This is a genomic window from Streptomyces sp. NPDC047049 (assembly GCF_040643995.1).
Taxonomy (GTDB): Bacteria; Actinomycetota; Actinomycetes; order Streptomycetales; family Streptomycetaceae; genus Streptomyces; species Streptomyces mooreae.
The window spans coordinates 330,738-352,701 of sequence record NZ_JBEYVM010000007.1 but is presented as its reverse complement, the minus strand read 5'-3'; the positions used below and the strand labels follow the sequence as shown (position 1 = coordinate 352,701).

General features: G+C 72.5%; 13 protein-coding genes. 7 read left to right on the top strand and 6 right to left on the bottom strand.

The window, feature by feature from the left end; genetic code table 11:
• Positions 1 to 6,982 (bottom strand): amino acid adenylation domain-containing protein (locus tag ABZ851_RS19550; protein WP_361128905.1); only part of this gene is annotated, 6,982 nt, incomplete at its 3' end.
• A gap of 196 nt (positions 6,983 to 7,178) precedes the next feature.
• Positions 7,179 to 8,018 (bottom strand): (2Fe-2S)-binding protein, encoded by an 840-nt coding sequence (locus tag ABZ851_RS19545; RefSeq protein ID WP_361128902.1) that lies wholly within the window; start codon positions 8,016 to 8,018, stop codon positions 7,179 to 7,181.
• Between the two features lie 184 nt (positions 8,019 to 8,202).
• Between ABZ851_RS19545 and ABZ851_RS19540 the strand changes: the two genes are divergently transcribed.
• Entirely contained in the window at positions 8,203 to 8,901 is a 699-nt protein-coding gene (locus ABZ851_RS19540) for a GntR family transcriptional regulator (protein WP_361128899.1), read from the top strand.
• A 38-nt stretch (positions 8,902 to 8,939) separates the two neighbouring features.
• On the opposite strand, the gene ABZ851_RS19535 is transcribed toward ABZ851_RS19540, so the two are convergent.
• The gene (locus tag ABZ851_RS19535) at positions 8,940 to 9,815 is read right to left on the bottom strand and encodes a hypothetical protein (protein ID WP_361128896.1); all 876 of its coding nucleotides are present in this window, start codon (positions 9,813 to 9,815) and stop codon (positions 8,940 to 8,942) included.
• A 397-nt stretch (positions 9,816 to 10,212) separates the two neighbouring features.
• The gene (locus ABZ851_RS19530; RefSeq protein ID WP_361128893.1) at positions 10,213 to 10,785 is read right to left on the bottom strand and encodes a helix-turn-helix domain-containing protein; all 573 of its coding nucleotides are present in this window, start codon (positions 10,783 to 10,785) and stop codon (positions 10,213 to 10,215) included.
• 150 nt (positions 10,786 to 10,935) lie between these two features.
• Here ABZ851_RS19530 and ABZ851_RS19525 point away from each other — a divergent pair, with 150 nt between their 5' ends.
• Complete coding sequence (locus ABZ851_RS19525; RefSeq protein WP_361128890.1) at positions 10,936 to 11,673, top strand: SDR family oxidoreductase; 738 nt, start codon at positions 10,936 to 10,938, stop codon at positions 11,671 to 11,673.
• A gap of 30 nt (positions 11,674 to 11,703) precedes the next feature.
• Here the strand turns inward: ABZ851_RS19525 and ABZ851_RS19520 are convergent, their stop codons facing one another.
• A complete protein-coding gene (locus ABZ851_RS19520; protein WP_336054649.1) occupies positions 11,704 to 12,573 on the bottom strand; it encodes a hypothetical protein in 870 nt (289 codons plus the stop codon).
• Positions 12,574 to 12,946: 373 nt separating this feature from the next.
• Positions 12,947 to 14,689, bottom strand: coding sequence for a PucR family transcriptional regulator ligand-binding domain-containing protein (locus ABZ851_RS19515; protein WP_361128886.1), 1,743 nt, complete (start codon positions 14,687 to 14,689; stop codon positions 12,947 to 12,949).
• A 275-nt stretch (positions 14,690 to 14,964) separates the two neighbouring features.
• Between ABZ851_RS19515 and ABZ851_RS19510 the strand changes: the two genes are divergently transcribed.
• The 5 genes from ABZ851_RS19510 (at position 14,965) to ABZ851_RS19490 (ending at position 21,878) form a co-directional block, all read left to right on the top strand.
• The gene (locus ABZ851_RS19510) at positions 14,965 to 15,852 is read left to right on the top strand and encodes a xanthine dehydrogenase family protein subunit M (RefSeq protein ID WP_361128883.1); all 888 of its coding nucleotides are present in this window, start codon (positions 14,965 to 14,967) and stop codon (positions 15,850 to 15,852) included.
• Positions 15,843 to 16,442, top strand: a complete 600-nt coding sequence (locus tag ABZ851_RS19505) for a (2Fe-2S)-binding protein (protein ID WP_093491472.1) — start codon at positions 15,843 to 15,845, stop codon at positions 16,440 to 16,442. The genes ABZ851_RS19510 and ABZ851_RS19505 overlap by 10 nt, the downstream gene beginning before the upstream one ends.
• A 5-nt stretch (positions 16,443 to 16,447) precedes the next feature.
• Positions 16,448 to 18,859, top strand: coding sequence for a molybdopterin cofactor-binding domain-containing protein (locus tag ABZ851_RS19500; RefSeq protein ID WP_361128879.1), 2,412 nt, complete (start codon positions 16,448 to 16,450; stop codon positions 18,857 to 18,859).
• A 256-nt stretch (positions 18,860 to 19,115) separates the two neighbouring features.
• Entirely contained in the window at positions 19,116 to 20,573 is a 1,458-nt protein-coding gene (locus tag ABZ851_RS19495; protein ID WP_361128876.1) for an NCS2 family permease, read from the top strand.
• 69 nt (positions 20,574 to 20,642) lie between these two features.
• Positions 20,643 to 21,878, top strand: a complete 1,236-nt coding sequence (locus ABZ851_RS19490; RefSeq protein ID WP_361128873.1) for an XdhC/CoxI family protein — start codon at positions 20,643 to 20,645, stop codon at positions 21,876 to 21,878.
• Positions 21,879 to 21,964: the final 86 nt, after the last annotated feature.

The window sequence follows — 21,964 nt, the reverse complement described above, 5'->3', positions numbered from 1 at the left end:
TGTGGGTGACGAGGACGCCTTTGGGGCGGCCGGTGGAGCCGGAGGTGTAGATGAGGTAGGCGGGGTGGTGCAGGTGGAGGGGGGTGGTGCGTTCGTCGTCTGTTACCGGGGTGTGGGGCAGGTGCCGGATGTCGTCGTCGTTGTCCAGCAGGATGCGGGGGTGCCCGGTGTCGGGGAGGGTGACGGTGGAGGTGGTGAGGATGCAGACCGGGTGGGCGTCGGTGAGCATGTAGGTGATGCGGTCGGTGGGGTAGTCGGGGTCGATGGGGAGGTAGGCGCCGCCGGCTTTGTGGATGGCGAGGGCGGCGGTGATCATGTCGGCGGAGCGGGGCATGGCGAGCGCGACGAGGCGTTCGGGTCCGACTCCGTGGGTGATCAGGAGGCGGGCGAGCTGGTTGGCGCGGCGGTCGAGTTCGCCGTACGTGAGGACGGTGTCTTCGTAGACGACGGCTTCGGCGTCCGGTGCCCGGGCGGCCTGGGCCTCGAACAGCTGCGGCATCGTCAGCGCCGGAACCACCCGCTCCGTGGCATTACGAGTGACGAGCAGTTCGCGCTGCTCCTCCTCGGTAAGGATCTCGGCACTGCCCACCCTGCGGTCCGGATTGGCCGCGATGGTCCGCAGCATCCGGATCAGCCGCCCGGCCAGGGCCTCTGCCCCGGCGCGCTCGAAGAGGTCCGAGGCGTAGGTGAGTTCACCGGTGAGCCCTGCCGGTTCGCCGGCCGTCGTGTGCTGTTCGGTCAGGCCGAAGACCAGCTCGGACTTGGCGGCCGGGACGCCGACCGGCTCGGGCCGGACCTGGACCCCGGGCAGGTCCGGAGTGATGGCGGTGCCGTCCTCCAGGTTCAACGAGACCTGGAAGAGCGGCGTGTGCGAGAGCACCCGGGTGACCTGTGCGGCTTCCACGGCACGCTCGAAGGGGGTGTCCTGGTGGGCGTAGGCGGCCAGGTCGGTTTCGCGGACCCGGGCCAGGAGCTGGCGGAAGGTGGGGTCGCCGGAGACGTCGGTGCGCAGGACGAGGGTGTTGACGAAGAAGCCGACGAGGTCGTCCAGGGCTTCGTCGGAGCGCCCCGCCACGGCGGTGCCGATCGGGATGTCGGTGCCCGCGCCCATACGGGACAGCAGGGCCGCCACCGCCGAGTGCAGCACCATGAACAGCGTGGCGCCCGAGCCCTGGGCGAAGGACAGCAACGCGCGGTGCAGCTCGGCGTCGACGCTCAGCTCCACCGTGGCGCCGCGATGACTGGCGACGGCCGGGCGGGGCCGGTCCAGCGGCAGTTCCAGCAGCTCGGGCGCGCCGCTGAGTTCCTTGCGCCAGAAGTCGAGCTGCTGGGACAGGACGCTGCCGGGGTCGTTCTCGTCGCCCAGCATGTCCCGCTGCCACAGGGCGTAGTCGGCGTACTGCACCGGCAGCGGCTCCCAGGCCGGGGCGCGGCCGTCGGCGCGGGCGGTGTAGGCGGTGGACAGGTCGCGCGAGAGCGGTCCCATGGACCAGCCGTCGCTGGCGATGTGGTGCAGCAGGATGAGCAGGACGTGCCGGTCTTCGGAGAGCTTGAAGAGGGTGAGCTTGAGGGGGACCCCGGCGGTCAGGTCGAAGCCGTACGCGGCGGCCTCCGCCAACGCAGTCTCCAGCTGATCCGGTGCGTTCAGCTCGACCCACTCGACCACCGGCCGGGACGGTTCGCCGCTGAGTACCACCTGGCACGGTTCGCCGGACTCCTCGGCGAAGCGGGTCCGCAGCGCCTCGTGCCGCTCCACCACGTCGGCCAGCGCCGCCTGCAGCGCCGCACGGTCCAGCTCACCGGTCAGCCGCACCGCGACGGGCACGTTGTACGTCGGGCTGGGGCCCGCCAGCTTGTGCAGGAACCACAGCCGTTGCTGTGCGGGGGACAGCGGCAGCCGCGCCGGGCGCTCGCCGGCCACCAGCGGCGGACGGGCCGTGCCCGCGTCGGCCAGGCGGGCGGCGAGCTCGGCGACGGTCGGCGCCTCGAACACCGCCCGGATCGGCAGCTCCGCCCCCAGCGTCCGGCGCAGCCCCGCGATCAGCCGGGTGACCAGCAGTGAATGCCCGCCCAGCGCGAAGAAGTTGTCGTCCACGCCGACCCGCGGCAGGCCCAGTATCTCCGCGAACGCGCCGCACAGGATCTCCTCGTGCGCGGTGCGCGGCGCACGCCCCGAAGCGCCGGCCGCGACGCCGTAGTCGGGCGTGGGCAGCGCCTTGCGGTCCAGTTTGCGGTTCACCGTGAGCGGGAGTTCTTCGAGCAGCACGAAGACCGCGGGCACCATGTAGTCGGGCAGTTGCCCGGCCGCGTAGCGGCGCAGCTCGGCGGAGTCCACGCTCTGCCCCGGCGCGGGGACGGCGTAGCCGACCAGACGCTTGTCGCCGGGCTGGTCCTCGCGGACGATCACGGCCACCTGCGCCAGCTTCGGGTGCGCCCCGATGACGCCCTCGATCTCGCCCAGCTCGATACGGAAGCCGCGCAGCTTGACCTGGTCGTCGACGCGCGCGATGAACTCCATCTGGCCGTCCGCCCGCCACCTGGCCAGGTCACCCGAGCGGTACATCCGGCTGCCCGGCGGGCCGTAGGGGTTGGCGACGAAGCGGCCGGAGGTCAGGTCCGGGCGCCGGTGGTAGCCGCGGGTCACCAGGTCACCGGCGATGTACACCTCGCCGGTGCTGCCGGTGGGCACCGGACGCAGCCGGGCGTCCAGCACGAACATCTGGGTGTTCCAGATCGGCCGGCCGATGGTGACCACGCCCGCCGGGACGCTCTCGCCCGGCTCGATGCGGAATTCCGAGCAGCCGACGGTGGTCTCCGTCGGGCCGTACTCGTTGATGACGGTGGCACCGGGGTGCCGGCCCCGCCATTCGTCCAGGACCTCGCCCATCAGCGACTCACCGCCGAGCACCAGCTGCTCGTTCGGTGAGTACTGTCCGGGCAGTTCGATGAGCAGCGGCAGGTGGCTGGGGGTGGCCTTGACGAAGGTGGGCTGTGGCCGCCCGTCCGCCGCTTGGGTCCGTCCGTCCAGCTCGACCAGCTCGACGCAGCCGCCGGAGGTCAGGGGCGCGAACAGGCCGGTGGCGGTGAGGTCGAAGGCCACCGGCGAGTGCACCAGGGCCCGTCCGGCCACACCCGGGTACGCCGTGCGGGTCCAGCTCAGGTAGGCGTCCAGCGAACGGTGCTGCACGGTGACGCCCTTGGGGCGGCCGGTCGACCCGGAGGTGAAGATGACGAAGGCCGCGTTGTCCGCCAGCAGCGGCGCGTTGCGGTCGGCGTCGGTGAGGTCGGTGGAGTCCTGGGCGGCCAGTTCCGCCAGGACCTCGGGGTCGTCCAGGCGCAACGACGGGCACGGCGCGGGGACGTGGTCGAGCACGCCCCGGGCCGTGACGGCCAGCACGGGCGCCACGTCCTCCAGCATGAAGCCGAGCCGGTCCGCGGGGTAGGACGGGTCCAGCGGCAGATAGGCGCCGCCGGCCTTGACGATGGCCAGGAGGGTCACCACCAGGTCCACCGAGCGGGGCAGCGCCACCGCGACATAGCGCTCCGGGCCGACCCCACGCCGCACCAGGAGCCGGGCCTGGCGGTTGGCGCGCTCGTTGAGCTCGGCGTAGGTCAGTTGGGTGTCCTCGTGGACGACCGCGGGGGCGTCGGGCGCCCGCCGCGCCTGCTCCTCGATGAGGACGGGCAGTGTCTTCCCCGACACCTCGTGCGGACGGCCCTGCCACTCCTCCAGCGCCTGCCGCCGCTCCTGTTCCGTCAGGATCTCCAACTCGCCGACGGGGGCGTCCGGTTGTGCGGTGGACTCGCCCAGCAGCCGTACCAGACGGGCGGTCAGCGCCTCGACGGTGGCCCGGTCGAACAGGTCGGTGGCGTACTCCAGCAGGGCGTCGATGCCCGCGGGCGTGCCGTCCTGCGTCGTCTTCTCCTTGGTGTGGAAGGAGAGGTCGAACGGCGCGACCGCCTTGGCCACGTCCTGCGCCACCGCCTCCAGGCCGGGCAGCGCCATGGTGTCCTCGGGGGTGTTCTGCGAGGTCAGCATGGTCTGGAAGAGGGGGGCGTGGGACAGCGACCGGACCGGGTTGACGGTCTCGACGATCCGCTCGAAGGGGGTGTCCTGGTGGGCGTAGGCGGCCAGGTCGGTTTCGCGGACGCGGGCCAGGAGCTGGCGGAAGGTGGGGTCGCCGGAGACGTCGGTGCGCAGGACGAGGGTGTTGACGAAGAAGCCGACGAGGTCGTCCAGGGCTTCGTCGGTGCGGCCGGCGACGGCGGTGCCGATCGGGATGTCGGTGCCCGCGCCCATGCGGGAGAGCAGGGCCGCGAGGGCGGCCTGCAGCACCATGAACACCGTGACATCGCACTCGCGCGCCAGCTCCGCCATACGGGAGTGGAGAGCGGCGTCGAAGGTGAAGCGGGTGACGGCACCGCGGTAACTGGCGACGGAGGGGCGGGGACGGTCCAGCGGCAGTTCCAGCAGCTCCGGAGTGCCGCTCAACGCCTGCTTCCAGAAGGTCAGTTGCCTCGCGGCGGCGCTGTCCGGGTCGCTCTCGTCGCCCAGCATCCCGCGCTGCCACAGGGTGTAGTCGGCGTACTGCACCGGCAGCGGCTTCCAGGCCGGGGCGCGGCCGCCGGCGCGCGCGGTGTAAGCGGTGGACAGGTCGCGGGTGAGCGGATCGCGGGACCAGCCGTCGGTGATGATGTGGTGCACCAGCAGGAGCAGGACGTGCTCGCGCTCGCCGAGCCGGTAGAGGACGGCCTTCAGCGGCACACCCGCGGTGAGGTCGAAGCCGTGCCCGGCCTGCTCGGCCAGCACCCGCTGAAGCTGCTCGGCCCCGTCCAGTTCGGCGAATTCGAGTTCCAGGGGCTCCTGTCCGGCGTCCACGATCACCTGGTGGGGTTCGCCGTCGTGCTCGGCGAAGCGGGTGCGCAGCGCCTCGTGCCGCGCCCGCACATCACCCAGCGCCGCCTCCAGGGCGGTGCGGTCCAGCTCACCGGTCAGCCGGACGGCGATCGGGATGGTGTAGGCCGGGCCGGTGCCCTCCAGCTGGTGGAGGAACCACAGGCGCTGCTGGGCGGGGGAGAGCGGGATACGCTCCGGGCGCCGGGCCGGTGCCAGCGCAGGGCGTGCCGCGTCGGCGCCGGCCAGGCGGCCCGCCAGCTCGGCGACGGTCGGTGCCTCGAACACCGCGCTCATCGGCAGCTCGGCGTCCATGGCCGCACGGATGCGGCTGGTCAGCCGGTTGGCCAGCAGCGAGTGACCGCCCAGATCGAAGAAGTTGTCCTCGACGCCGACCGACGCCAGGCCCAGCACCTCGGCGGCCAGCCGGCACAGGGTCTCCTCCGTCGCGGTGCGCGGAACGCGGCCGGCACCGGTGCGGTACTCGGGGGCGGGCAGCGCCTTGCGGTCCACCTTCGCGTTCGGCGTCAGCGGCCACTCCTCGATCACGACGAAGGCCGACGGCACCATGTACCACGGCACGACCTCGGCGGCATGCGCCCGCAGCGTCCCGGCATCCGGCTCGGCGGCGCCCTCCGCGCAGCTCACATACGCGACGATCCGCTGGTCGCCGGGGCGGTCCTCACGGACCAGCACCACGGCGCGCGAAACCTGCGGATGCTGCGTCAGCACGGCCTCGATCTCGCCCGGCTCGACGCGGAAGCCGCGGACCTTGACCTGGTGATCGGCGCGGCCGCGGAACACCAGCTGCCCGTCCTGCGTCCATCGGGCCAGGTCACCGGAGCGGTACATCCGCTCGCCCGGCGCCCCGAACGGGTCGGCGACGAACCGCTCGCCGGACAGTGCCGGCTGCCTGAAGTAGCCGCGCGCCAGCCCGGGGCCCGCGATGTAGAGCTCACCGGTGACGCCCGGTGCCACCGGACGCAGCCGGTCGTCCAGGACGTAGCCGCGCATATTGTCCATCACGCGGCCCAGCGGCAGCACGCCGTCCGGCGTCGGCCGGCCCGGCTCCAGCCGGAACTGCGCCATGTTGACGGTGATTTCGGACGGGCCGTACACGTTGATGACGGTGGCCCCGGGGTGGCGGCGGCGCCACTCGTCCAGTGCGGCGCCCTGCAGTGCCTCACCGCCGAGCATCAGCTCACCGGTGGGGGAGTAGCCGTCCGGGAGGAGATGGAGCATCGGCAGATGGCTCGGGGTGGCCTTCATGAAGGTGCAGGAGACCGTGCCGGCGTGCGCGTCCTCCTCCAGCGCGGCGGCCAGCACCCGCCCGCCGGACACCAGCGGTCCCCACAACTCCGAGACGGTCATGTCGAAGGACACCGGCGAGTGCCACAGCGAGGTGCCGCCCGGCCCCATGCTCGGGTAGTCCTTACGTGCCCAGGCCAGATAGTCGGCCAGCGCGCGGTGCTCGATCACCACGGCCTTGGGCGTCCCGGTGGAGCCGGAGGTGTAGGTGACATACGCCGGGTGGGCCATGCGCAGCGGCGTGGTGCGCTCGGCGTCGCCCGGATCGGTGTCCGGCAGGCCGGGCAGCGCCTCGTCCACCGCCGGGTCGTCCAGCAGCACCAGCCGGTCCGCGAGCCCTTCCGCGGCGGGCGAGTCGGCGGTGGTGAGCAGGCAGACGGGGTCGGAGTGGCCGAGCATGTAGGCGATGCGTTCGGCCGGGTAGTCGACGTCCACCGGCAGGTAGGCGGCACCGGTTTTGGTCACCGCCACCAGTGACACGATCTGGTGCAGCGAGCGCGGCATCAGCACGCCGACGATCTGCTCGGGTCCGGCGCCGCGCGCCACCAGCAGCCGGGCCAGCCGGTTGGCGCGCTCGTTCAGCTCGCGATAGCTGAGGGTCCGGTCCCGGAAGGTCGCGGCGGGGGCGTCGGGGGTGCGGCGCACCTGGGCTTCGAAGAGCTCGGGCAGCGTCAGGGCGGGGACGGGGGACGGCTCGCCCTGCCACCGCGCCGGGACACCTGCGAACAGCTCCTCCCGGGCACCGGACTCCGCCGCACCCGCAGTCTTCGCACCGCTCATTTTCCGAAACTCCTCGTGGCCCGACGACGGGCATGTGCTCTCGACCTGGCGACGTGTCGGGGGCCGTGTGGCTTGGGCAAAACACGCATGACGTTCGTGCGCCGAGGCTATGCAGAGCTGATTTCGCCGCGTTATTGAAGCCATTTCGCGGGCGGGAGGTGGCCGGATATCGGCTAGGAGCGGGGCGGCGCGGGGATCAAGTGGCCGCGGTGAGGCGCCTGATGCGCTCCTCGTCCGCGGTGCGCGGGCAGGTGACGCAGGTGTCCTGGGGCCGCAGGGTGTAGAACATGCAGCAGCCGGCCCGGTCCCGGGTCGGCAGCGACTGGCCGCGCGGCCCGGTCAGTTCGCGGAATCCCGCACCGCCCACGTACGGAGCGGTGGCGCCCGGCAGCAGCAACTCCAGCTCGGCCACCGCGCGCGGCTCCTCGCCCAGCAGCTGCCCCAGGTACCACAGGCCCTCCACGATCTCGTCGGACGCCATGCCCCACAGCGCCCGCGGCCCGCGCCGCATCCGGGCGCGGAAGCCCTCCAGTACGGGCCTCAGGTGCTGGGCCACCGCCGCCCGTACCTCCGCTCGCAGGGCCTCCTCGTCCGGGACGACCCGGGCGCCGGGCAGCGCCGCGGCGGGGTCGTCCGGGAGGCAGCTGAAGGCGCTGACCCGCACCGCCATCCTGCCCAGCTCGCGCTGGAAGGAGACGTCCTGCACGGGCAGGTGCGGGACCCGGCGGTGCAGGAACCAGGGGAGGGTGATCAGCAGGCAGGCGGGCCAGGCGTAGCGGTGCAGGGCGAAGCTCGCGATGACGTCCGGCCGGGCGCGCTGTCCGTAATCCCGCACGATCTGCGCGTCGTCCCAGGCGAGGAAGGCGTCCAGGCTCTCGCCGCCGGCCGCGAGCCCGGCCGCGCACACCCAGCCGTCGCCGCTGGGCGGGGCGGCGTCCCACAGCGTCACCCGCAGGCCCGGGAAGGCCGCGGAGAGCCGGGCGTAGGACTCGGCGACGGGGTGGACGGCAGGCGGAGCGGCGGGGGCACGAGTCATGCGGGAGACCACCGAATCGCGATCGTCAACAGGTAAGGCTTACCTTACCTGAAGGCTTACCCGTGCCCGCTGAACGCCAGACCTGGCGGCCCGTACGGCTTCCCGGCGACTTCCGGACGGCTCCCCGGATTTGAACTGGGACGTGCGCCGCCTATGGTGCTGGAAACGTCAGGGAGGAACCGTCATGGAGCAGGGCACAGCGGAACAGGAGCCGTGCGCCGGCGCGAGGGTGCCCGCGCAGGCCGGCCCCGCCGTGCCCCGGCGGCACTCCGTCCGCGGTCAGGTGCTGGCCGCGCTGCGCCATGCGCTGGTCGGCGGGGAGCTGGCCCCGGGTGAGGTCTACTCCGCGCCCGCGCTCGCCGAGCACTACGGCGTCTCCGCGACCCCGGTCCGGGAGGCCATGCAGCAGCTCGCGGGGGAGGGGGCCGTCGAGGTCGTGCCCAACCGCGGCTTCCGGGTCGCCGAGCGCAGCTCCCGTGACCTCGCCGAGCTGGCCGAGGTCCGGGCGATGCTGGAGGTGCCCGCGATCGTCCGGCTGGCCCGGGCGCTGCCCCCCGAGCGCTGGGAGGGGCTGCGCCCCCTCGCTGATGCGGGCGTCGCGGCCGCCGCCCGCGGTGACCGGGTCGGCTATGCCGAGGCCGACCACGCCTTCCACGACGCCCTGATGTCGCTCACCGGCAACCGCACGCTCACCGAGGTCACCGGTGATCTGCTCCGCCGCGCCCAGTGGCCGCCGGCCGGCGGCCCCCGGCGGCGCACGGCCGAGCTGCTGGCCGACGCCTCCGAGCACACGGCGCTGCTCGACGCCCTGGTCGCCCAGGAGTACGCGGTGGCCGAGCGGATCGCCCGCGAGCATGTGTCGGTGGCGCGCCACCCGCACTGAGCGGGTCCGCCGGCGGCTCGGCCGGACGGCGCCGGGGTTCAGCCGGGCAGCAGCTCCTCCAGTGGTAGCGCCGCGACATCGGCGGCGGGCCGGGAGAGATAGAGGTCGGCGTGGTAGAAGCCGTCGGCTTCCTTGTCCGCGGTGGACAGGCCGCGGGCGGCCAGCGCTTCGAACGCCGCCTGCCGCTCGTTGCCGTCGGCGAACCGCCGCTGACGGAACGTACGGGTGGTGAGTCTCTCCGTCACCAGGCCGGCCCGGGCCAGCAGGGCGGAGATCGGCCGGTAGGACACCTCGCGCAGCACGAACGCGGCGACCCAGGGCGGCGTGGACACACAGTCGAAGAGGCGGGCGAAGGTACGGGCGGAGATGTAGCCGACGCCGCCGGTGACGGTGATCAGGTCGGTGCCGGCCAGCACCTTCCGCAGTTCCGGGCTCGGGTCGTCGAGTTCCAGGTTCTCCGCGAAGCCGTGGTCGAGCAGTCCGACCGCCCGGGCGTAGCCGACCGCGCGGTCCGCCGCGTCGATGCCGGTCACCCTGAGGGGTTCGGCACGTCGCCGGGTGGCGAAGAACGTGCGGTCCTCCTCCAGGAGTTGGGCGGTGGAGGGCAGCGCCTTGCCGTTCCCGGCATAGCGGCCGTAGAGGTCGGTGAGGGAGAGCTGGTGGTTGAGCAGTGCGGCGTTGACCCCGTACGAGCAGCAGAGGTCGACGACGTTCAAGGGCGGGCGGTCGCTGCGGTGCCGCTGCAGGGTCTCGGCCACGGCACGGAACACCGCTTGGCCGTGGTGTGGAATCTGGTAGTCCAGGGGGTTCAGTGTGGTGAAGTACCGACGGGGATCCGGGCAGTTGTAGATCGCCTCGAAATCTGCCTTGCCCCAGTCGCTCGCAGCGGTCGTGTTGGTCACTCCTGCTGTCATGTGGCCTCCTGAAAGGCTGTGCCAGTGGGTGGGGCCGGCTGGTCCCGGACCAGCATCCATACCCCGCTGCCGCCTCACAGTGCGACTTGCGGCCATTCTCGGGGCCTGTGGGGCGTCGTGAGACATCCCTGCCCCGGGCCTTCGGCTCATAGTCCCACCTCAGGCTTCGCGTGGCGCGTCGACGGCCGGTCGGGCCCGCAACCATCGCAGCCCGGCCGATCCACTGCCGGGACCCTATGAATCCGGTCAATCGTCGAAAGATCCGGCATGGCCGGTGTTGAGGGGTTGACGGCGGCGGAACGAGCGGGGCACGGGCGGCAGATCGAGTGGCGCGGGCCGCGGACGGGTCAGCCGGACCGCCACGGAGAGTGGAGGACCGGCCGCCGCCCGTGAGGCCTCACCGGCGGACCGTGAGGCCGTCCAGAGTGAGGTCGAGCAGGCGCTCCGCTTGCTGTCGGTGTTCGGCGCCCGCCGAGGTGAGGGCGATGCCTTCCAGGGCGGCGCCGATGTCGGCGGGCCGGATATCGGTACGGATCACCCCGGCAGCCGTGCAGGCGTCCATGAGCGAGGTGAGGGCGGCCTGGATCATTTCCCGGCTGTGGCCATAGGGATTGTTTCCCTTCGCGGCGATGGCGCGCAGGGCGTCGATCATGCCGTACTTGGCGGTGACGTAGTCGAGGAAGAGGCGCGTCCACGCGCGCAGGGCCTCCGCCGGCGGCTGCTGCGCGAGCAGGGCGGGGGCGGCGTCGCACAGCTGGGCCACCTCGTTGCGGTAGACCGCCTCGACCAGGGCCTCCCGGGTGGGGAAGTGGCGGTAGAGAGTCGCGCTGCCCACGCCCGCCTCCTTGGCGATGCGTTCCAGGTGTGCGTCCAGCCCCTCCGTCGTGAACACGCGCACGGCAGCCGCGAGGATCTTCTCCCTGTTGCGCCGTGCGTCAGCCCGCAACGGCCGAAGCGCTTCGTCGGTCATCAGCGCTCGCCATCCCCTCTTGCCCTCTCGGAAGTCATCCGTCTTGTTAAACGGAGACGCCCCCACTTAACCTGAGCTAAACGGGGACACCTCCGTTTCACTGTAGGTCACCGCACTGGCCTGCGCGCACTCCGTGAAAGGAAGCCGGTCATGTCGGGTATCCAGGGCAAAGTCATCGCGATCATGGGCGCCAGCAGCGGCATCGGCGAGGCGACGGCGATCCACCTCGCCGAGAAGGGCGCCCGGCTCGTGCTCGGGGCCCGGCGCGAGGACCGGCTGAACGCCGTCGTGGACGGCATCACGGCGAAAGGCGGCACTGCCGTCGGCGTCCTCGTGGACGTCACGCGCCGCGAAGATCTCCGGCGTCTGACGGACACGGCCCTCGACCGGTACGGCCGGCTCGACGTCCTCGTCTCCAACGCGGGCACGATGGCCGTCTCGCCGTTCGACGACCTGCGCCAGGACGACTGGGACGCCATGGTCTCCACCCACATCACCGGCCTGCTCAACGGCATCGGGGCGGCCCTGCCCGTCTTCCGCCGGCAGCGCGCCGGCCAGTTCGTCAATGTCGGCTCCACGGCGGCCTACGTCGTCAAAACTCCCCAGGCGGTCTATGCGGCCACCAAGACGGCGGTGAAGGTGCTCACCGAGGGCCTGCGCCAGGAATCGGGACCCGACCTGCGCGTCACCCTGGTCTCGCCCGGCTTCACCCACACCGAAGGCGTCGGCAAGGGAGCCGGCCCCGAAGTCGCGGCCGCGATGACCCGCCAGCGCGACGAGATCGCCATGCCGCCCTCCGCCGTCGCCTCCGCCATCGGCTACGCCATCGAACAGCCCGAGGGCGTCGACGTCAGCGAGATCGTCGTCCGCCCCACCGTGCAGGCCTGATCGCCGCGGGCCGGGCCGAAGGGACACCCGCTACGTCGCCGTGACGCCGGTGGACAGATGATCGGCGAGCCATGTGGGGACGCCGCCCATCAGGCGGAAGAGCCGGGCCGCCTCGGCGCGCAGCCGGTCCGCGTCGGCGTCCGGGGCGGCGTCGGCCAGCGCCACGAGGGCCGGTGCCGTGCCGACCAGAAAGCCCAGCTCCTCGCGGATCCGCAGCGACTCGGCGAAACCGTGCCGGGCCTCCGCCAACTCGCCGTCACGCAGGGCGAGTCCGGCCAGGTGGCGCCAGGTGAAGGACAGCAGCAGGGTGTCGCCGTGCGCGGTGGCGCCGGCGTGCGCACGACGGTAGGCGGCCCGCGCCGCGTCCGGGCTGTCGGCGACATGCTCGGCCATCAGGCCACGGCGGAAGTCCAGCAGCGGGCGGCCGGCCGCGGTGGGCGCCAGCAGCGCGGCGGCCCGGCCGAGTGCCGAACGGGCCTCGTCGGCGCGGTCGCGGACGCCCAGGACCGTGGCGGCGTACGCGAGATGGCCGCGTTCGCAGGCCGCGCCGCCCCGCTCGTCGTCGTCGCCCGCCAGCGCCTCGGCGGCGCGCAGCGCGTCCTCGGCCTCGGCCCAGCCGGTGGCCGTGAACATGCACCGCTCGACCAGCAGCGCGGCGCGGCGCAGCGCGGACGGCGCGTGCCGGACGGAGTGCGGTTCCAGCAGGGCGGCCGCATCGTCCCAGCAGCCGCGGGAGCGCAGACGCCACACGGCACGGTCGAGGGGGCCGTCCCCCTCGGCCGTGCCGAGTGATGCTGTCTCCGGTGCGGATGCCGGTGCCGGTACCGCGAGCGGCACCACAACTGCAGAACCGGCCGGATCCGCGGAATCCGCGGATTCCGGCATGGCGGTATCCGCCACGTTGCCCTCCCCGAGCGCGCCATTGAGCTGGAAGTTGGAAGCAGTGGGCGCATCTCAGCACGGATCCCGCCGCCCGGCCAAGGGGGTGGGTGAATGAATTCACAATCCCGGGGCGGGCGTTCCGGACCGCCGGCGCGGCCCTGATCGGGCACATCGCCGCACCGTGCGGCGGGCCCGGGGCACCACGACGGGCCGCGTGATGACGCCCGATCGAGTTACCCCGAATGGCGTAATCGGGCCCCGCCGGGTCGAACGGCGGGGCCCGATCGGGCGACAGGCGCGGGCAGTCGCTTCGCGGCGGCGTCACGCGGACGGCGCCGTGACGCGGGGCGGAGCCGTGACGCGGGGCGGAGCCGTACGCGGGACCGCGTCGTCAGCTCATCCGCAGCGCCAGGAAGAAGTCGAGCTTGTCCTCCAGGCGGGACAGATCCCGGCCGGTCAGCTGCTCGATGCGGCCCACCCGGTAGCGGAGGGTGTTGACGTGCAGGTGGAGGCGGCTGGCGCAGCGGGTCCAGGAGCCGTCGCAGTCCAGGAACGCCTCCAGGGTGGGGATCAGCTCGGCGCGGTGCTTGCGGTCGTACTCGCGCAGCGGGTCCAGGAGGCGGGCGGTGAAGGCCCGTCGGACGTCGTCCGGCACGAAGGGCAGCAGCAGGACGTGCGAGGCCAGCTCCTCGTGCCCGGCGGCGCAGACCCGGCCCGGACGGGCCGCGGCGACCCGGCGGGCGTGCCGGGCCTCCTCCAGGGCGCCGCGCAGCCCCTCGGCGGAGTGGACCGCGGCGCTCACCCCGACCGTCAGCCGCCCGTCGTCCGCCAGACCCCGGCCGAGCGGCCCCTGGACGGCGGACAGCAGCTCACCGGCGTGCAGACCGGCCGCCGAGGGAGCACCGGGCTCGTCCGGGACGGGCAGCGGCACCAGCGCCACCGCCTCGTCGCCGGTGTGTGCCACGGCGATGCGGTCGGAGGGCTCCGGGCCGAACGTGCCGGGATCGACCAGCATCTCCTCCAGCAGGCTCTGCGCCACCGGGCCACCGGGGACGTCGCCGTCCTCCCACTCGACCCGGGCCACCACGATCTGCCAGTGCGGCGCCGCGCCCAGCCCCGGCAGCAGCACCGGGGCCGCCACCCGCAGCCGGGCCGCGATCTCGGCGGGCGGAGCGCCGGTCTGGACGAGTTCCAGGACCTCCTGGGCGAGCCGGCGGCGCACCGTACGGGCGGCATCGCGCCGGTCGCGCTCCACGACGATCAGCTGAGTGACGCCGTACAGCAGGTCAAGGCGCTCTTCGGACCAGTCGCCGGCGTCCGCCTCGACGGCCAGCAGCCAGTCGCTCAGCAGCGTCCGGCGCAGATCACGGCCCTCGTGGCGGATCGGGAAGAGGGAGAAGGTGGAGCTCGCCGGCCCCTCGCCCGGCCGCCGTCCCTCCTCGGGCTTCCCCCGGGCCTCGTCCGCGGCGGCGGCCGTCGCGGCGCCCGCCTCGACCGTGACGCGATGCGGGCCCCGGCGCCCCGAACGGGCCGCCGCCAGATGCTCGCCCGCGAGACGGGCGGCCAGTTCACCGGAGAGCTCGGGCCCGGCGTCCGCCAGTGTGGAGCCCGCGATCTGCCGGCCCGTGGGGGAGAGCACCCAGGCCCGCAGATCCAGGTCGGAGCCGAGCAGGTCCAGGACCACTTCCGGGCCGCCGCCCGTGGGGCCCGACGTCATCAGCCGCCGGTGGCGGTCCACCACGGCCGCCAGATCGCCCGCCCGTTCGCTGGAGACCTGGCGGACGACATGCTCGGTGATGGAGGCGAACGAGACGTCCTCGACGACGGAGAACAGCGGCAGCCGGTGGCGGAGGCAGGCCTGTACGAGGTCGTCGGGGACCGAGCCCAGCTCCGCCTCGCCCGCCGCGAGCCCGGCGACCCCCGCGGTGGCCAGGATGCGCACGAACCGTTCGGAGTCCTCCGGTTCACGGCGCCACGCCAGCCCCGTCAGCACCAGTTCGCCGCCGGAGAGGTAGCGGCTGGGGTCCCGCAGGTCGGTGGTCATCACGCCGCGTACCGTGCGGTCCAGCTCTTCCTCGCCCCCGAGCAGCCGGAGGCCAAGGGTGTGGGTGTCCAGGAGTGCGCGGAGCCGCATGACCTCGCCCGCCGTTCTTTGCTGTCTGGTGTTGCCGGTGGAATGCCGCGAGGTTTCCGAGCCTCGTCTTTCGTTCGAATCTACAAGACATGTGGTGTGGCCAGCCAACCGCTTCATGGTTTCGGTGACTGCACCGGGCGGGTCCCGGGCGCGTTCACTGAACGCATCTCCGTGAACAGGACATGAATGAACGACTCCGTGGCGATGCCGGCGCAGCGTCCTCACCATGAGTAGCGAACGACCCGATTTCGTAGAATTCGTAGAAGAGGCCAACGATGGACTTCCTTCGCCCCGCCAGCTGGGAGGAGGCGCTCGCCGCCAAGGCCGAGCACCCTACTGCTGTGCCCATCGCGGGCGGCACGGACGTGATGGTCGAGATCAACTTCGACCACCGCCGCCCCGCGTACCTGCTCGACCTGAACCGCATCGGTGACCTGAGCGAGTGGGAGGTCGGCGAGAAGACCGTCCGCCTGGGTGCCTCCGTCTCCTACACGCAGATCATGGAGAACCTGCGGGCCGAACTCCCGGGCCTGGCCCTGGCCTCGCACACGGTGGCCTCCCCGCAGATCCGCAACCGCGGCGGCGTCGGCGGCAACCTCGGCACCGCCTCCCCGGCCGGCGACGCGCACCCCGCGCTGCTCGCGTCCGGCTGTGAGGTCGAGGTGGAATCCGTGCGCGGCCGCCGGATGATCCCGATCGACGACTTCTACACCGGCGTCAAACGCAACGCCATGGAGCCCGACGAGCTGATCCGTTCGGTGCATCTGCCCAAGGCGGACGGCCCGCAGCAGTTCTCCAAGGTGGGCACCCGCAACGCCATGGTCATCGCGGTCTGCGCCTTCGGTATCGCGCTGCACCCCGGGACCCGCACGGTGCGCACCGGCATCGGCTCCGCCGCACCCACCCCCGTACGGGCCCGTGAGGCCGAGGACTTCCTCGCCGCGGCGCTGGAGGAGGGCGGCTTCTGGGAGTCGGGTAATTCCCTCCCGCCGTCCCTCGCCAAGCAGTTCGCGCAGCTCGCCTCCGGCGCCTGCAACCCGATCGACGATGTGCGCGGCAGCGCCAAGTACCGCAGGCATGCGGTCGGCATCATGGCGCGCCGCACCCTCGGCTGGACCTGGGAGTCCTACCGGGGCAAGGAGAGGAGCGCACAGTGCGCGTGACATTCACCGTCAACGGCCGCCAGCAGGAGGCCGACGACGTCTGGGAAGGCGAGAGCCTGCTGTACGTCCTCCGTGAGCGGATGGGCCTGCCGGGCTCCAAGAACGCCTGTGAGCAGGGCGAATGCGGGTCCTGCACGGTCCGTCTGGACGGTGTGCCGGTGTGCTCCTGCCTGGTCGCCGCGGGCCAGGTCGAGGGCCGCGACGTGGTGACCGTCGAGGGCCTGGCGGACTTCGCCCGGCAGCGCGCCGAGAACGGCGGCTGTGCCTCTGGCACCTGCGGTACGAGCATCGACCAGGCCCAGCGGTGGCAGGCCCGCCCGGCCGGTTCGCAGGCCGGGGAGGGGGCCGAACTCTCCCCGATCCAGCAGGCGTTCATCGACGCCGGCGCGGTCCAGTGCGGCTTTTGCACCCCGGGCCTGCTGGTCGCCGCCGACGAACTGCTGGAGCGCAACGACTCCCCGTCGGACGCCGACATCCGTGAGGCGCTGTCGGGCAACCTGTGCCGCTGCACGGGCTACGAGAAGATCCTCGACGCGGTCCGGCTGGCGGCCGCCCGCGGCGCGCACCCGACCGCCGGACAGGGGGCCTGATCGCCATGGCAGAGAAGGAGACCCGCCTCGCGACGGCTCCGGGCCGTACGCCCACGAACCTCACCCAGGGCGGCCAGACCAAGGCCGGGATCGGTGAGTCCACGCTGCGGCCCGACGGCACCCTCAAGGTGACCGGCGAGTTCGCCTACTCCTCGGACATGTGGCACGAGGACATGCTGTGGGGCTACACCCTGCGCTCCACCACCGCGCACGCCGAGATCAGGTCGATCGACACCTCCGAGGCGCTGGCGACCTCCGGGGTCTACGCCGTCCTGACCTACGACGACCTGCCCACCGACGTGAAGAACTACGGCCTGGAGATCCAGGACACGCCGGTGCTCGCGCACGGCAAGGTGCGCCACCACGGCGAGCCGGTCGCGCTGGTCGCCGCCGACCACCCGGAGACCGCGCGCCGCGCCGCCGCCAAGATCAAGATCGACTACGCCGAGCTGCCGGTCGTCACCGACGAGGCCTCCGCCACCGCCGAGGGCGCCCCGCTGGTCCACGAGCACCGCACCGACCACCACATCGGCCACGTCCCGCACCCCAACATCGTCCACCGCCAGCCGATCATCCGCGGCAACGCCGACGAGGCCGCCAAGAAGGCCGATGTCATCGTCTCCGGCGAGTACGTCTTCGGCATGCAGGACCAGGCCTTCCTCGGCCCGGAGTCCGGCCTCGCGGTGCCCGGCGAGGACGGCGGCGTCGATCTGTACGTCGCCACCCAGTGGCTGCACTCCGACCTGCGCCAGATCGCCCCCGTCCTCGGCCTGCCCCCGGAGAAGGTGCGGATGACGCTCTCCGGCGTCGGCGGCGCGTTCGGCGGCCGCGAGGACCTGTCGATGCAGATCCACGCCTGCCTCCTGGCGCTGCGCACCGGCAAGCCCGTCAAGATCGTCTACAACCGGTTCGAGTCCTTCTTCGGGCACGTCCACCGGCACCCGGCGAAGCTCTGGTACGAGCACGGCGCCACCAAGGACGGCAAGCTCACCCACCTCAAGTGCCGCATCGTGCTCGACGGCGGCGCTTACGCCTCCGCCTCCCCGGCCGTCGTCGGCAACGCCTCCTCCCTCGCCGTCGGCCCGTACGTCGTCGACGACGTCGACATCGAGGCCATCGCGCTCTACTCCAACAACCCGCCCTGCGGGGCGATGCGCGGCTTCGGCGCCGTCCAGGCCTGCTTCGCCTACGAGGCGCAGATGGACAAGGTCGCCAAGAAGCTCGGCATGGACCCGGTCGAGTTCCGGCAGCTCAACGCCATGGAACAGGGCACGATCATGCCCACCGGCCAGCCGGTCGACTCCCCGGCCCCGGTCGCCGAACTCCTGCGCCGCGTCAAGGCGATGCCGCTCCCGCCGGAGCAGCAGTGGCTGACGGCCGGGGCGGGCGCCGACGTCCGTGCGCTGCCCGGCGGGCTGTCCAACACCACCCACGGCGAGGACGTGGTCCGCGGCATCGGCTACGCCGTCGGCATCAAGAACGTCGGCTTCTCCGAGGGCTTCGACGACTACTCCACCGCCCGGGTGCGGATGGAGGTCGTCGGCGGGGTGCCGGTCGCCACCGTCCACACCGCGATGGCGGAGGTCGGCCAGGGCGGTGTCACCGTCCACGCTCAGATCGCCCGTACGGAGCTGGGGGTCCAGCAGGTCACCATCCAGCCGGCCGACACCCGGGTCGGCTCGGCGGGTTCGACGTCCGCCTCCCGCCAGACCTACGTCACCGGCGGCGCGGTCAAGAACACCTGTGAGCACGTCCGCGAGCAGGTCCTCGACATCGGCCGGCGCAAGTTCGGCACGTACCACCCGGCCTGGGCGACCGCCGAACTCCTGCTGGAGGGCGGCAAGGTCGTCACCGATGGCGGCGAGGTACTGGCCGACCTGGTGGACGTGCTGGAGGACGAGGCGGTCGACCTGGAGCTGGAGTGGCGCCACCGCCCGACCGAGCCCTTCGACCTGCACACCGGCCAGGGCAACGGCCACGTCCAGTACTCCTTCGCGGCCCACCGCGCGGTCGTCGAGGTGGACACCGGACTCGGCCTGGTCAAGGTCATCGAGCTGGCCTGCGCCCAGGACGTCGGCAAGGCGCTCAACCCGCTGTCCGTCGTCGGCCAGATCCAGGGAGGGACCACCCAGGGGCTGGGCGTGGCGGTCATGGAGGAGATCATCGTCGACCCCAAGACGGCGAAGGTGCGCAACCCCTCCTTCACGGACTACCTCATCCCCACGATTCTCGACACCCCGACCATCCCGGTCGATGTGCTCGAACTCGCCGACGAGCACGCCCCGTACGGGTTGCGCGGCATCGGCGAGGCCCCCACCCTGTCGTCCACCCCGGCCGTCCTCGCGGCGATCCGGAACGCGACCGGGCTGGAGCTCACCAAGACGCCGGTACGGCCCGAACACCTCACCGGCACCTAGAAGCCGTCCGGGGGCGACCCCGGACACCGGTCTCCGGGCGGTGGGTGTCAGGGGGGTCCCTGTCCGTCCTCCACAGCTCACCGCCCGGAGTCCCACCGCGCACCACGCATCACGCACCACGCAGTCGCTGCTCCGCTCCGGCGGAGCCAGTACCCCCCGTTCGTCTCGGGCCGTCCCCCGGGTCGTGCAGCCGGAATCCATCCCAAATCTCGCCCCTCGCGGCGAGTGCCCCTGTGAACCTTGGGAGTAAGGCACCATGACCCAGCAGTCCACCGAGCCGAGGACCACGGCGGAAGACGCGGGCGCCGGCTCGCGCCAGCCCGCCGGCCGGTCCTGGCTCGACCGGTACTTCCACATCTCCGACAGAGGATCGACGCTTGCGCAAGAGGTGCGCGGCGGCATCACCACCTTCATGGCGATGTGCTACATCCTCCTGCTCAACCCGCTGATCCTGTCGACCCCGGACGTGGAGAAGAACACCCTCGCGCATGCGGGTGTGGTCACCGCGACCGCGCTGGCCGCGGCCCTCTCCACGCTGCTGATGGGCTTCATCGGCAAGGTACCGCTGGCCCTGGCGGCCGGCCTGAACGTCTCCGCCGCGCTGACCGCCCAGGTCGTCCCGCACATGACCTGGCCGCAGGCGATGGGCATGTGTGTGGTCTACGGCGTGGTGATCTGCCTCCTGGTGGTCACCGGCCTCCGCGAGATGATCATGAACGCCATCCCGCTGGCCCTCAAGCACGCCATCACCATGGGCATCGGTATGTTCGTCGCCCTGCTGGGGCTGGTGAAGGCCGGTTTCGTGGGCAAGGGCGAGGGCGGCCCCGTCACCCTCGGCCTGACCGGGCAGCTGTCCGGCTGGCCGGTGCTGTTCTTCTGCGTCACCCTGCTGCTGATCTTCATGCTGCAGGCGCGCAAGGTGTCCGGCGCGATCCTCATCGGCATCGTGGCCGGCAGCGTGCTGTCCATCGCCGCGACCAGGATCGGCGGCCTCACGGCCAAGGACTGGGGCGGTACGCCCCCGGAGCTGAGCGGCGGCGCGGTCGCGATGCCCGACTTCGGTCTCTTCGGCCATGTCGAATTCGGCGGCTGGGGCTCGATCGGCGCGCTCAGCGTCGGCATGATCGTCTTCACCCTGGTGCTGGCCGGCTTCTTCGACGCCATGGCCACCATCATCGGCGTCGGCACCGAGGCCAAGCTGGCCGACGACCAGGGCCGGATGCCGGGCCTGTCCAAGGCGCTGTTCGTGGACGGCGCGGGCGGGGCGATCGGCGGGGTGGCCGGAGCCTCCGGCCAGACCGTGTTCATCGAATCGGCGAGCGGTGTCGGCGAGGGCGCCCGCACCGGCCTGTCGTCCGTCGTCACCGGCCTGCTCTTCGCGGCCTGCCTGTTCTTCACCCCGGTCACCCAGCTCGTGCCGGCCCAGGTCGCCTCGGCCGCCCTCGTCGTCATCGGCTCGATGATGATGAGCGCCGCCGGCCACGTGGACTGGCGCGACCGCTCGGTGTCCATTCCGGTCTTCCTGACCGTGGTCCTGATGCCGTTCACCTACAGCATCACCGCAGGTGTGGGAGCGGGCGTCATCGCCTACGTTGCCATTAAGGCGGCACAGGGCAAATGGCGCGAGGTCGGCGGCTTCATGTGGGTGCTGACCGCGATCTTCGTTCTCTACTTCTCGCTCCATCCGATCGAGCAGTGGCTGGGCGTCAAGTAACCGCCCGCCCTCCCCCCTCGCTCGGCTTCGCCCGAGCGGGGACCCCCATCCGTCCCTAAGGAGACCGACATGCTGGACATCGCCGAAGAGCTGCACCGGTGGGTCGGGCAGGGCCGCGACTTCGCGGTGGCCACCGTGGTGGCCACGCACGGCAGCGCGCCCCGCCGGCCCGGAGCCGCCCTGGCCGTCGACAGTGACGGCACGGCGATCGGGTCGGTCTCCGGCGGATGTGTGGAGGGGGCGGTGTACGAGCTGTGCCAGGACGCGCTGCGGACCGGCGAGCCGGTACTGGAGAGCTTCGGCTACAGCGACGAGGATGCCTTCGCCGTGGGCCTGACCTGCGGCGGCATCATCGACATCCTCGTCCAGCCGGTACGCGCGGGCGGGCGCCCCGCGGGCGGCCAGGCGCCGGGAGAGCCGGCGGACGCCACCGCCCGCACGCTCGCCGCGGGGCTGGCCGCCGCCGCCACGGGGGAGGCGGCGGCCCTCGCCCGGATCATCGAGGGTCCCGCCGAGCTCCGCGGCCGTGCCCTGCTGGTCCGCCCCGACGGCAGCCACACCGGCACCCTCGGCGGCCACCCCGCCCTCGACCGCACCGCGACCGCCCTCACCCGCGCGCTGCTGGACGCCGGGCGCACCACGACGATCGAGATCGGGTCCGGCCCGGCACCCGAGGACGACGCCCGCGGCGAAGGCGCGGCGCAGCCGGCCGGGGAGCAGTGCGGCACGCCCGTCCACCTCCTCGTCGAATCCTCCGTCCCCGCGCCCCGCATGATCGTCTTCGGTGCCATCGACTTCGCCGCCGCACTGGTCAAGGTCGGCAAGTTCCTCAACTACCACGTCACCGTCTGCGACGCCCGGCCCGTCTTCGCCACCCGCACCCGCTTCCCGGACGCCGACGAGATCGTCGTCGACTGGCCGCACCGCTACCTGGACTCCCAGGACCTCGATGCCCGCGCGGTGCTGTGCGTGCTGACCCACGACGCCAAGTTCGACGTCCCGCTGCTGGAGCGGGCGCTCAAGCTCCCGGTCGCCTACGTCGGCGCGATGGGCTCCCGCCGCACCCACCTGGACCGCCTCCAGCGGCTGCGCGACACCGGCCTGACCGAACTCGAACTCAACCGCCTGCGCTCGCCCATCGGCCTCGACCTCGGCGCCCGCACCCCCGAGGAGACCGCCCTGTCCATCGCCGCCGAAATCGTCGCCAACCGCCGCGGCGGCACCGGCGTACCCCTGACCGGCGCGCACACCCCCATCCACCACGACCCGGCCCGTCCGGTGGGGCGGATCGGGTCGGTGGCCTGAGCCTGGGCGCAGGGCGCAGGGCGCAGGGCGCAGGGCGCAGGGCGCGGGGCGCGGGGCGCGGCGGCGCGGTGGGCGCGCGGCAGGTG